Origin of the sequence: Stenotrophomonas sp. STK16_22 (assembly GCF_051984505.1) — a bacterium.
Lineage (GTDB): Bacteria > Pseudomonadota > Gammaproteobacteria > Xanthomonadales > Xanthomonadaceae > Stenotrophomonas > Stenotrophomonas maltophilia_A.
The window spans coordinates 3,911,199-3,923,471 of record NZ_CP196972.1 but is presented as its reverse complement, the minus strand read 5'-3'; the positions used below and the strand labels follow the sequence as shown (position 1 = coordinate 3,923,471).

9 protein-coding genes are annotated in these 12,273 nt (G+C 68.2%); 6 read left to right on the top strand and 3 right to left on the bottom strand.

Annotation, left to right across the window (positions count from 1 at the left end; all coding sequences use genetic code 11):
- Positions 1-516 precede the first annotated feature (516 nt).
- Positions 517-1,260 carry a basic secretory protein-like protein gene (locus ACSYAO_RS18165; RefSeq protein WP_049460793.1) on the bottom strand — a complete coding sequence of 248 codons (744 nt, stop codon included), beginning with the start codon at positions 1,258-1,260 and terminating at the stop codon, positions 517-519.
- The gene (locus tag ACSYAO_RS18160) at positions 1,257-4,601 is read right to left on the bottom strand and encodes a GH92 family glycosyl hydrolase (RefSeq protein ID WP_049460791.1); all 3,345 of its coding nucleotides are present in this window, start codon (positions 4,599-4,601) and stop codon (positions 1,257-1,259) included. Before ACSYAO_RS18160 ends, ACSYAO_RS18165 begins: the two co-directional genes overlap by 4 nt.
- Positions 4,602-5,022: 421 nt before the next feature.
- On the opposite strand from ACSYAO_RS18160, the gene ACSYAO_RS18155 reads away from it, so the two are divergent.
- The 4 genes from ACSYAO_RS18155 to ACSYAO_RS18140 all read left to right on the top strand — a co-directional run bounded on the left by ACSYAO_RS18155 (position 5,023) and on the right by ACSYAO_RS18140 (position 8,316).
- Positions 5,023-5,220, top strand: coding sequence for a zinc-finger domain-containing protein (locus ACSYAO_RS18155; protein WP_005410967.1), 198 nt, complete (start codon positions 5,023-5,025; stop codon positions 5,218-5,220).
- Between the two features lie 15 nt (positions 5,221-5,235).
- Positions 5,236-6,351 (top strand): glycosyltransferase, encoded by a 1,116-nt coding sequence (locus tag ACSYAO_RS18150; RefSeq protein ID WP_032129103.1) that lies wholly within the window; start codon positions 5,236-5,238, stop codon positions 6,349-6,351.
- The gene (locus tag ACSYAO_RS18145) at positions 6,332-7,663 is read left to right on the top strand and encodes an O-antigen ligase family protein (protein WP_049460789.1); all 1,332 of its coding nucleotides are present in this window, start codon (positions 6,332-6,334) and stop codon (positions 7,661-7,663) included. Before ACSYAO_RS18150 ends, ACSYAO_RS18145 begins: the two co-directional genes overlap by 20 nt.
- 203 nt (positions 7,664-7,866) lie before the next feature.
- Positions 7,867-8,316, top strand: a complete 450-nt coding sequence (locus tag ACSYAO_RS18140) for an REP-associated tyrosine transposase (protein ID WP_049460787.1) — start codon at positions 7,867-7,869, stop codon at positions 8,314-8,316.
- Positions 8,317-8,462: 146 nt separating this feature from the next.
- Here ACSYAO_RS18140 and ACSYAO_RS18135 read toward each other — a convergent pair whose 3' ends face one another.
- The gene (locus ACSYAO_RS18135; RefSeq protein WP_049398382.1) at positions 8,463-9,380 is read right to left on the bottom strand and encodes an LpxL/LpxP family Kdo(2)-lipid IV(A) lauroyl/palmitoleoyl acyltransferase; all 918 of its coding nucleotides are present in this window, start codon (positions 9,378-9,380) and stop codon (positions 8,463-8,465) included.
- A 60-nt stretch (positions 9,381-9,440) separates the two neighbouring features.
- Between ACSYAO_RS18135 and waaA the strand changes: the two genes are divergently transcribed.
- Positions 9,441-10,739, top strand: coding sequence for a lipid IV(A) 3-deoxy-D-manno-octulosonic acid transferase (gene waaA / locus ACSYAO_RS18130; RefSeq protein ID WP_049398381.1), 1,299 nt, complete (start codon positions 9,441-9,443; stop codon positions 10,737-10,739).
- A gap of 229 nt (positions 10,740-10,968) precedes the next feature.
- Positions 10,969-12,186: an amino acid permease gene (locus ACSYAO_RS18125; protein ID WP_049460785.1), complete on the top strand. Its 1,218-nt coding sequence runs from the start codon at positions 10,969-10,971 to the stop codon at positions 12,184-12,186.
- Positions 12,187-12,273: the final 87 nt, after the last annotated feature.

Sequence of the window (12,273 nt, the reverse complement as noted above, 5' to 3'; positions counted from 1 at the left end):
GTGCCGGCCGCTGGCCGGCAACCCCCAATGATGTTCAGGCGCACAACGGCAGCCGGCCAGCGGCCGGCTCTACCTCCGGGCTGTGCCGCACGCGCTACGCAACCCGGTCATTTCGCAATCGCCGCGGTCGCTGCGCGTTTCTGTTTCCGCAAAGCGGAAACGGGTAGTGCCGGCCGCTGGCCGGCAACCCCGATGATGTCCAGGCGCACGACGGCAGCCGGCCAGCGGCCGGCTCTACCTCCGGGCTGTGCCACACGCGCTACGCAACCCGGTCATTTCCCTGCAACGCCATTGCGGCCCAATACGCCCACGCGGCCCGGCCGTGGGAAGGGACCGGACCGGCCTTCCCACCCTGGGCCCGACCACCTCCCCATCGGCGAAAGTGTCATGCGCAATCGAGTGACCCGGCGGTATTTCCAGCAGCTGTTCGCGCTCTACGCAGGTTTCGTGCAGTCGCGCTGAGGCAGCAATGCGGTAGCGCCGGGCAATGCCCGGCGAACGTGCGGTGCGTGGGTGTCAGTGCCGCTTGCCGCGCCGTGCCGGCGCCGGCGGTGGTGCGTCCGAACGCGGCTTGGCGTACTGCGCCCACAGCGCCGGCAGTGCCTTGCCGGTATGCTTCTGCCACAGCGCCGGTGCATAGCGGCCGTCGCGCAGGGCCTTGTCCAGTGCCAGCACCAGGCCGGGATGTTCCGCCTCCGCCCACTTCAGGAACGCACCGGTCACCCGGTAGCCGCTGTCCACGTTCTGCCCCTTCTCGACCTTGCCGGGCAGTGCCCAACCGGCCGCGGCATTGTCCATGCCGTAGCGGTCGCGCGCGTAGTCGGCGATGCCTTCCACCAGCCAGCCCGGTACCCGTGCATCGCCATAGCCGGGATACCCCTGCACGATGTGCATCGCCTCATGGGTGACCAGGTCGATGTCGTTCGGATGCTGCTCCAGCCAACCCGGATTGATGGTGATCGTCGCTGCCTGGTCCTTGTCGCCGACGAAGGCGATGCCGGTGTAGGCCGGATCGATCACGATACGCACCATTGACGGCGCAGCGGGATGGAAGTCCGCACGTTCGCGCAGGTACGCGAAGAAGAACGTATCGATCACCCGCTTGCGCTGCGGTGCGGCCAGGGCGCCACGGGCGTCCTGGTAGTTCAGCGTCACGCCGTCGCGGGTCAGCTGCGTATCGAACGCCTGGGTCTGGCCGAAGCTTGAGAAGGACAGGGCAACAAGGGCCAGAGGCAGTAGACGGAAGCGCATGCAGCTCATTGTACGGTGCCGGCCGCCAGCAGTTCGATCTCCGCCAGCGGCAGCCGTGCCGGTGCCGCCAGGCGCAGGCGGTACTCGCCGTAACGACCAGGTTTGGCGATGCGGAACGGACGGGTCTGGCGGGCGGATTCGAAGTCTTCGCCGCTGCGCTGGTCGAGCACGGCCCAGCTGCCGCCGCCGTTGCGCGCCTCCAGCGTCCATTCACCGCCCTGGATGCGGCCGTCACCGCTGGTCAGCGTGTACATCGTCGGGGTGCCCTCGGCCAGGCCGGTCAGCGCGATGGTTGCACCGGCGCCCAGACCCACTGTGGTGCCGGCATCGTCATCGACCAGCGCGGGCAGGGTACGGCCATCGGCCAGCGTCGCCTTCGCGCCGCTGCCGAGCAGGTCGTGCAGCAGCTGCGGGTGCTGGCCGCGCGCGGTCAACGAGCGCGGCACATCGTCCACGCCGCTGCCCCAGCGCGAGGGGCGGGGTCCCATCACGAAGTCGAGGGTCGCGCCCTTGGCGATCAGGTCGTGCGGCACCCAGGTCTTCGTCCACGGCGTACCGTTGATCTTCAGCGACTGCACGTAGACGTTCTCACGCGAGTTGTTGGCCGCGTTCACGGTCAGCACCGCGCCACCCTGCAGCTCCACCCGTGCATGCTCGAATGCCGGCGAGCCGATCACGTACTCCGGGGCGCCCATGCGCAGCGGGTACAGGCCCAGCGAGGCCAGTACGTACCATGCCGAGGTCTCGCCATTGTCCTCGTCGCCCGGGTAGCCCTGGCCGATCTCGCTGCCGACGTACAACCGCGACAGGATCTCGCGCACGTGCTGCTGGGTCTTCCACGGCTGCCCGGCGTACAGGTACATCCACGGGATGTGGTGCGCCGGCTGGTTGCTGTGCGCATACATGCCCATGCGCACGTCGCGCGCTTCGGTCATCTCGTGGATGGTGCCGCCGTACGAGCCGGCCAGTGCCGGGTCCGCGGTTTCAGGTGTGGCGAAGAAGGTATCCAGCTTCGCCGCCAGCTTTTCGCGGCCGCCATACAACGCGGCCAGGCCTTCGCCATCGTGGGCGGCGGTGAAGGCGAAGGTCCAGCCATTGGATTCGGTGTAGTCGTGGCCCCACACGCGCGGATCGTAGGCCTTTGCGTCCACGCGCCAGCGACCATCGGCCTTGCGGCCCTGGAAGAAGCCTGCCGCCGGATCGAACATCGTCGCGTAACTGGCGGCGCGATGGCGGAAGTAGTCGGCCTCGGTGCTGTAGCGCTCGCGTGCGGCGGGCGCGGTCGCGCGCTTGGCCAGGGCATCGGCCATGTTGGCGATGCCAAAGTCATTGAGTGCGCCTTCCATCGTCCACGACATGCCTTCGTGCACGTCGGCGCTGGCATAGCCGCGGAAGGTCGAACGGTTCATGCCCTTGCGGCCGACATGGCGGTCCGGCGGCACCACGGTCGCGTTCTTCAGCGCGGCGGCATAGGCCTCGGCCGGATCGAAACCGCCGACGCCCTTCAGCCATGCATCGGCGAAGGCCACATCGGAGCTGGTGCCGACCATCAGATCAGCGTAGCCCGGCGATGACCAGCGTGCGATCCAGCCGCCGGCGCGGTACTGCTCGATGAAGCCCTGCACCAGCTGCCCGGCATCGTCGGGCGTGAACAGCGCATAGGCCGGCCAGGTGGTGCGGAAGGTGTCCCAGAAGCCGTTGTTGACGAATACCTTGCCGTCGCGCACGGCGGCATAGCTGCGGGTCGCGCTGCCCTCGGTGTTGTCATCGCTGGCGCTGGCCTGGTTGGCGTAGCGCCACTCCGGTGCGGCGGCGCTGCCCACGTTCTCATGGCCGGAATTGGGGTACAGGAACAGCCGGTACAGGCTGGAGTACAGCGTGGTCTTCTGGTCGTCGCTGGCATCGCCGATGTCGAAACGGGCCAGGCGCGCATCCCATGCATCCTGCGCACGGCCGGCCACGCTCTCCAGCGTATCGGTGGCGGCGATTTCCAGCGCCAGGTTGTGTCGTGCCTGCTCCACCGAGATCAGCGAAGTGGCGATGCGCATGGTCACCCGCCGGTCGCTGCCGGCATCGAACTTGATGTAGCCGGTCGGGCGGCCGGTGTCGAGGCGCCCACTGCTGCGCCACGGCTTGTCGAAGCGGGCCACCACGTACATGCGGCTGGCGCCGTTGGACAGGCCGCTGCGCGTGTCGGTGTAGCTGGACAGCGTCTGCGTGGCGGCGTCCAGAGTCAGGCCGCCACGTGCATCGACGTTGTCGAACAGCAGGTTGGCGTCGCCGTCCTCCGGGAAGTCAAAGCGGAACAGCGCGGCATGGTCGGTCGGCGCGATCGAAGCCGCGACGCCGTTGTCGAAGCGCACGTCGTAGCGGTAAGGGCGGGCGCTTTCATGGCTGCGGTCGAACGACAGGGCACGCTTGCGGCGGTCAGCCTCCGGCACGCCACGACTGGCCGATGGCATCACCTGGAAGGTCTGGCGGTCGCCCATCCACGGGCTGGGTTGGTGGCTCAGCGCAAGCGCCTGCAGCTGCGGACGGTTCTGCGCGTCGTTCTGCTCGTTCCAGCGGTACAGCCAGTTCAGCGCACCGGCATCGGTGACCGGGGTCCAGAAGTTGAACCCGTGCGGCACCGCCGTGGCCGGGAAATTGTTGCCACGCGAGAAGGTGCCGTTGGCCTGGGTGCCGCGGGTGGTCAGCACCCAGTCGGAGACGCGCGCTGGCTGCTGCCGTGGCACGGTGGCCAGGCGCACGTCATCAATCCAGCCGGAGACCGGTGCGCCGTCGGCACTGGCCACCTCCAGTTCGATCGCCACCACGCGGCGGCCCTTCAGCGCGGGCACATCGCCCAGCCGCACCGCCTTGCGCGCCCATTGCTGCGGGTACAGCGTCTTCGAGTCGCCCTGCGCGCGGGCGCCGAGGGCCACCCCATGCTGGTCACGCGCAGCGCCGGCCGAAACCCGACTGCCATCGTCCAGCAGCAGGTCCAGAGACACATAGGTCGAAGCCACGGTGTCCTTGCCGACGATCTCCGGCAGCACCAACCACGACAGGGTGGTATCCGCCTCGATGGTCACGTCCGCCTTGAACAGTTCGCGCCGCGCGCTGCCGCCTTCGCTGCTGTAGCGCAGTGCATGCAGGCCGCTGTAGCCCGCATTGCGCTTGGCGGCGTAAGGCGCAGCAGGGCCGTTGCCGATCGTGACCTGCAGTGCGCCTGCGGCCGGTGCCGGCGCCGGCTGGCCCGGTTCGAACGAGGTCTGCAGTCCCTGTGCCAGCACCGGCATCGCGGTAGTCGCACAGGCCAGGGCCAGGGCGAGCGGAAGCAGGGCGCGGCGTGGATCGGACAGGGTCATGCAAGGGTCTCCCGGAAGGGCAGGCGGCGGGCAGAACCCGCATCGGCGGACACCACGGACAGCATCGCTCCGCCCGCCGGGATGGCAGTGGAAGAAGCGATACCGGTCCGGTGGGGGCGGGCCATGCGATCGGGTCGGATTGGAGTGGGCCGGTTTACGACCTGGCCCGATCCTGCAACAGCCGTGGCAACCTGACAAGTGCCATTTAGTTCGATCCAAATGCGGGAAATATTGTTGTCGGCGGATTTTCGGCGTGAACCTGCAGGATCGATCGGGAATTTCCACCGGCACCCCGTCCCGAGGTGGCATGCAGGGCCGCAGGGAATCGGCCCGGTACGCGCAAAGACCCGTTGCGGCGCAATGTCGGGGCGGCCCAGATGCTAGAATCACAGGCCTCGCAACCCGTTCATCGACATCCGCCATGAGCCATACCGCCACCGCGCCCGCCAACGCCGAGAAGCGCTACACCGTGCACCGCAGCGATCTGCCGCTGAGCTGCCCGACCCCGGAAATGGCGCTGTGGAACTCGCATCCGCGCGTGTACCTGCCGATCGAAGACGAGCCCAACGGCGAAGCGCAGTGCCCGTACTGCGGTTCCGTGTTCGTGCTGGCCGACTAAGCGGCCGCCCCTTCGATGCGCCGATTGACCGTGGTGCAGTTGCTGCCGGCGCTGCACTCCGGCGGTGTCGAGCGCTCGACCCTGGAAATTGCTGCGGCCCTGGTCGCTGCCGGCCATCGTGCGCTGGTGGTCTCCGCCGGTGGCCGCCTGGTGCAGCCGCTGCTCGATAGCGGTGCCGAGCACCTCACCCTTGATATCGGCCGCAAATCGCTGCTGACCCTGCGCCACCTGCCGACCCTGCGCCGCCTGTTCGCTGAAGTTGGCGCCGACATCGTGCATGCCCGTTCGCGGCTGCCGGCCTGGCTGGGCCTGTACGCGATCCGCGCGATGCCTGCCGCACAGCGCCCGCATTGGGTGACCACCGTGCACGGGTTGAACTCGCCCAGCCGCTACAGCGCGGTGATGACCAGCGGTGAACGCGTGATCTGCGTGTCCAATACCGTGCGCGACTATGTGCAGCGGCACTACCCCACGGTTCCCGAAGCGAGGCTGCAGGTGATTCCGCGCGGCGTCGATGTCGCACAGTTTCCCCGCGTGGCCCGCGCCGACCGTCGGCCACGACTGGCGCTGGCAGCCGATTACCCGTGGCTGGCGCAGGTTGAGGGCCCGCTGCTGCTGCTGCCGGGGCGGGGCACCCGGCTGAAGGGGCATGCTCATGCGCTGCAGTTGCTGGCGGATGTGCGCGCGGCCGGTGTGCCGGCACAGCTGTGGATGCTGGGCACCGATGAACCCGGCCGTGAAGCCTACGTGGCCGACCTGCGCCGGCAGGCGGCTGCTTTGGGCGTGACCGACGCCGTGCAGATCAGCACGCCGACCGCGCGCATCGCCCAGGCCTATGCGGCCAGCGATCTGGTCCTGCAGCTGTCGGACAAGCCCGAAGCGTTCGGCCGCACCGTGGTAGAAGCGTTGTCGGTCGGTCGCCCGGTACTGGGCTGGGACCATGGCGGCGTCGGCGAACTGCTGCAGCAGCTGCAGCCGGCCGGCGCCGTGCCGCTGGGCGATGCACGGGCGCTGGGTGAACGTGCGCTGGCCCTGCTGGCGCAGCCGCCGTCCTTGCCGACCCGCATCCCGTTTACCCTGCAGGCCATGCAGCGCGACACCCTCCGCCTCTATGCCGACCTCGCCGGCTGACCCCGCAACCCTCGTGCGCGAGGACCGCGCCGGGCGCTGGGCGCCCTGGTGGGTGCTGGCGTACGTGGCGCTGTGGCCGTTGCCGGGCATCGCCGAAACCGTGCTGGGTCTTGGCGCGCTGTATGCCGCGGTGCGCATGATCATGCGCCGCCTGCAGCGCCGCCCGCACCTGCTGACACCCGCCGCGTGGGCGCTGACCTCGATCCTGTTCCTCGGTTACTGGCTGCCGCAGGCGTTCTCCGCCTTCGATGCGATCGATCCGGCGGCGTCGTGGACCAAGGCGGCCGCCGGCCTGCGCTATCTGCCCTTCATGTGGCTGGTGGCGATCGCCGTGGCCACGCCGGAACGCCGGCGGCTGACCTTCGGTGGCCTCGCATTGATTACCGCTGCGTGGACGCTGGATGCACTGGTGCAGGCGGTCGTGGGTACCAGTCCGTGGTTCTGGTCACTTGAGCAACTGAAGTTTGCAGTAAGCGGTCACGCGTTGTGCCCGGCCAGCGAGGCAGCATGGGTCGATCGCCTCAGTGGCGCGCTGGGGCCGTGCAACCTGAAGTTCGGCCAGGTGCTGGCCAGCCTTTCACCGTTCCTGTTGCTGCCGCTGGCGCGCCGCTTCGGCAATCCAGGGTGGGTCCTGGCTGCGGCGGCGCTGGGCTGCGTGCTGCTGCTGGCCGGCTCGCGCGCGTCGTGGATCACCTTCGCGCTGGTGCTGGCCTACAGCGGCGTGCGCCAGTTCGGCTGGAAGCGGTTGGTGCTGCTGGGGCTGGTCGCTGTGCTCGGAGCGGGTGTGCTGACCGCCAGCGTGCCGCAGCTGCGTGAGCGCTTCGCACGTACGGCGATGGCCTGGGAGGGGAGCGAACGCGGTGTCGACGAGGCGTTGTCGGGGCGCGCGCGGATCTGGGACGCCGCGGCCTGCATGATTGAAGAGCACCCGATCAACGGGGTCGGCGCGCGCGGTTTCCGCGATGCCTATCCGGCCTGCGTGTCTGGCGACGAACCGGCGGTGTGGGGCGATGCCCCGGCGTTGCATGCCCATCAGATCGTGCTGGAAATCCTTGCCGAAACCGGCGTGCTGGGCCTGCTGTTGTGGCTGGCCGCCGTCGCCCAGGCGTGGCGCGCCTGGCGTTTCGCACCGCCCGCGGCCCGTGACCGCGCGCGCCCTGCGATGCTGGCGCTGGCGGTCACCGTGTTCCCGCTTAACACGCACCTGGCGTTCTATTCCGCGTTCTGGGGTGGCCTGACCGTGCTGTTGGCCGCGTTGTTCGCCGGCAGCCTGTTGGCCCGCGAAACGGATGACACGCCGACGGTGGTGTGATCGCCCATCCACGCATGGCGTGGCTCTACTCCACGTACCGAACAAACGTCCCCATGGTGGATCCACGCCATGGCGTGCATGGGGCGGTCACCGAACGAACGTCGCCGTAGTAGATCCACGCCATGCGTGGATGGGGCTTTACCGACGCAAACACGCGCCAACCTCCACTAGCCGTGCCTCCGTGTGTATCGCACGCTGAGGCCATGGCCAGCCCAAGACTCCGCTACGGTCGTTACTCCTGCACCGGTAACGTCTATTCATTGACTACGGTAACCCTCGATCGTGAACCCTTCTTTGCCGATGCTTCCAACGTAGCGATTCTGGTTGAGGCACTGCGCTTCGTAGAGCGCAAGGGGGTGAGCCACAGCTTCACCTGGGTGGTGATGCCCGACCATCTGCACTGGTTGATGGAATTGCGCGGGGGAACCCTGGCCGAGTGCATGGCCCTGCTCAAATCACGCAGCAGCCGGCTGCTGAATCGGCGATTGGAGCGGCGAGGGTCGCTGTGGCAGCACGGTTACCACGATCACGCCGTACGCAGCGATGAATCCCTTCACGAAAAGGCGATGTACATCCTGGCCAATCCGGTCCGTGCGGGCTTGGCGTGCGTGGTGGGGGAGTACCCGTACGCCTGGTGCCGCTGGCCGTTGTGAATCCCGGCACGGAATCGAAGAGCATCCACGCATGGCGTGGATCTACTTCAGAATGCCCCACGTCATTGAATCCACGCCATACGCGGATGAAGCCGCACAAGGCAGTAGATCCACGCCATGCGTGGATGAAGCCATCCCTCCCACCGCTACTTGTAGAAATCGCTCCGGCCGCCGGGCTGGCGCTTGAACCGCCGATGGATCCACAGGTACTGGTCCGGGGCTTCGCGCACCATTTCTTCGATGGCCTGGTTGACCCGCGTGGTATCGGCTTCCACATCCTCGCTGGGGAAATTCTCCAGCGGTGCGCCGATCTTCAGGAAGTACTTCCCGCCCTCGCGGCGGTGGAAGTACGGAATCACCGCGCAGCCGGTCATCCGCGCCAGCTGGTGGGTGGCGGTAATGGTGGATGCGGTATGGCCGAAGAACGGCACGAACACGGTGTCCTTGCCACGCATGTCCTGATCCGGCGCATACCAGAGGAAGCCGCCCTTCTTCAGGTGGCGCACGGTCGCGCGGATGTCCTCGTTGGCGAACATCGCCTTGGCATAACGCAGGCGGCCAAACTTCACCGCCCATTCGTACACCGGGTTCTTGTGCTTGCGGTACATGCCAGACAGGTCAACGTAGTCGCACAGCAGGCGGCCGCACATCTCCAGGGTCATGAAGTGGCCGGAGACCAGCAGCACGCCGCGGCCTTCGGCCTGCATCTGCCGCAGATGCTCGAGGCCTTCGATCTTCACCTGCGGGCGGATGCGGTCGATGCTGCCCCACCAGGCGCGGATGCACTCGAGCACGCCCACGCCCAGCGCGTCGAAGCTGTCGCGCACCAGGCGCTGGCGCCAGGCTTCGTCCTTCTCCGGGAAGCACAGCTGCAGGTTGACCTCGGCGGCGCGACGGCGGCTGCCGAGCAGGCGCCAGCTGATCCAGCCGACGCCCCGGCCGAGCGCACGCTGCAGCATCCACGGCAGGCGGGCGATGGCGAAGGCGCCGAGCATGGCGGCGAACATCGGCCAGTTGCGGGGATCGCGCAGCGACGGGCGGACGGCGGTGGTGGCATCGGACATGGCGCCATTCTACCAACCCGGCTGCGTGTCTTTCCCGGGGGGCTCCCGTATCCTTGCCGCATGCGTAAAGACCCTGTCGAATGGATCCTGCGCGGCCTGTACTCGGCCGTGCTCTACATCCTGCTGCCGATCACCGTGTACCACCTGGTCTGGCGCGGTTTCCGGGTCCGTGAATACTTCCGGCGCTGGGACGAGCGTTATGCCTCGTATCCGCAGCCGACCGGCCAGCCGCGGGTCTGGCTGCACGCGGTCTCGGTGGGCGAGGTCAATGCCGCCGCGCCGCTGGTGAATGCCCTGCGCCAGCAGCGTCCGGACATCCGCTGGGTCATCACCACCATCACCCCGACCGGCTCGGAGCGCGTGCGCGCGCTGTGGGGAGACGCGCTGGATCACGTCTATCTGCCGTACGACGTACCGGGCAGTGTCAACCGCTTCCTCGGCCATTTCCAGCCCAGCCTGGCACTGATCCTGGAAACCGAGCTGTGGCCGAACATGCTGTTCGGCTGCCGCGACCGTCGCATCCCGGTCTACATCCTCAACGCCCGCCTGTCCGCGCGTTCGCTGCGCGGTTACCGGGTGCTGGCGGCGCTGATCCGCCGTGCGCTGCGCACGGTCACCTGCGTGGCCGCGCAGTCGCAGGACGACGCCGAGCGCTTCGTGCAGCTGGGTGCTGCGCGTGAACAGGTGCAGGCGCTGGGCAACCTCAAGTTCGATATCGCCACGCCGGATGTGCAGGGCTTCGTCGAGCAGTTCCACGCCTGCGTGCCCGCCGGGCGCCCGGTGTGGATCGCGGCCAGTACCCACGATGGTGAGGAGCAGGCGGTGATCGACCTGCATCGGCGCCTGCGCCAGCAGCACCCCGACCTGTTGTTGCTGTGGGCGCCGCGGCACCCCGAGCGCTTCCCGAAGGTGGAGGCGCTGGCGCGCGAGCAGGGCTGGAACGTGACGACCCGTCGCGCGAAGCAATGGCCGGAGGCCGGCACGGATGTATTCGTCATCGACACCCTGGGCGAGCTGATGCCGTTCTATGCCTGCGCGCAGGTCGCCTTCGTCGGCGGCAGCCTGCAGCCGATCGGTGGCCACAATCTGCTGGAACCGGCGGCGATGGGCACTGCCGCTGTGACCGGTCCGCACCTGCACAACTTCGCCGAGATCTCACGGCGCATGCGTGAGGCCGGTGCCTTGCTGATCGGCGAGGACGTGCAGGCGGTAGGTGACCTGCTGCAGCACCTGCTGGGCGACGCAGCGGCGCGCGAGGACATGGCCCGTGCTGGATGCACGCTGGTCAGCAATGGCCGCGGTGCCCTGCAGCGCACGTTGGCGCTGGTCGCGCCACATCTGCCGCCGCCGCGCAGCTGAGCCGGGCAGCAACACCGCCAGGGCGGACACTACGTGGACCGACTGACGTGATCGACTGCATCAATTCTGCTTAGCAACCGGATTCCTGTCGCAGCAGGACCGGATGCGTGGCTGCGAACGTGTTTGTGGTCACATCGCGATGCGCACGGTACGGATTCTGATACCGCCCTTTGGCGCAGGCTGCCAGCCTGCTGTCGACCGCGCATGGGCGGAATCAAGAGGGCTTGCGATGGACAGCGACAACCGCCGTGGCCGGCACGCGCTGCTGGGAATGGATCACTTCGCGTTGGTGGCGTTGACCCTGGTGCTGGGGGGCAGCGTGATCGCCCTGGTCGGCCAGTACACCGCCGCCCAGGCCGGCCCGGCCATCGTACTGAGTCTGCTGCTGGCCGCACTGGGCACAGCGCCGATGCTGTATTGCCTGCACGAGCTGAACCAGCAGCAGCCGGAAGCCGATGGCCTGTACGGCCCGCTGCGGGCCGCCTGGGGCACGGCAGTCGCGCGCCTGCTGGGTGCTGTGCTGCTGCTGGAGCTGGTGGTGACCAGCGCCGGCGTGGCGCAGTCCATGGCGGGCCACGCGCGTGCGGTGTTTGCCAGTCGCGGTATTGAAACCGGCAGCGCATTGCCGGATCCGGTGATGGCCGTCACCAGCCTGCTGGTGCTGGGTGCGTTCGTGTTGCTGCCTCCGCGTCGCATCGCGCTGATGGTCTGCGTGCTGTTGACGGCGAAGATCGGTGTAGGGCTGTTGCTGCTGGCGCTGGCGGTCCGCCACGTGCACTACGCGAACTGGATCCCGTGGCTGCCGGACGCCACCGCGCCCTATCGGTTTGGACCCGGCGGGGTGCTGGCGGCAAGCGTGCCCTTGCTGGCGGTGTTTGCCAGTGTGGGTCTGGCATTGGGGTTTCCTGGGCGTGGCCCGCAGGTGCGTGCGCGGTCACCAGGGCTGCTGGCGGCCGCGCTGCTGCTGGCAATGCTGCTGCTGATCGTGCTGGCGGCGTTGCAGGCCGGCCTGGTCGAGTTCCCGGCATTGGCCAGTACGCGGCCGTTGTCGGTGGCATTGCAGGGCCATCCGCAGTTGCAGTGGCTGCTGCCGTTGCTGCCGCTGGCGGGCATGGCCGGGTTGGCAGCACTGTTGCTGGTGCTGTTGTCGTTGGCCACACATCTGGCAGCGCAGCTCTGGCCTGTGGCCGCGGATGAAGCGCCCGGGTTCCGGACGCGGCTGATACCAGTCACCGTGGTGCTGGCGGCGCTGCTGGCGTTGGGAACACCCGTCGATGCATTGCCGGTGCTGCCGGGCCCGGCCACCCTGCTGGTGATGGCGGCTTTGTGCCTGGCAGCACTGCGTGTGCGCGCGCCTATGCCGGGGGCTGCGATGGTGCTTGCGCCCCTGGCCGCGGCGCTGTGCGTGCTGGCCGCAGTGGAGCGGGCAGGCGCGTGGCCGGGCTGACGGCCGGCGGATCTGCGCCATGCCTGGGTGGGGCCGTACGCGCTGCCCACAAAAAAGCCACCCTCGCGGGTGGCTTCTTCGTTGCCG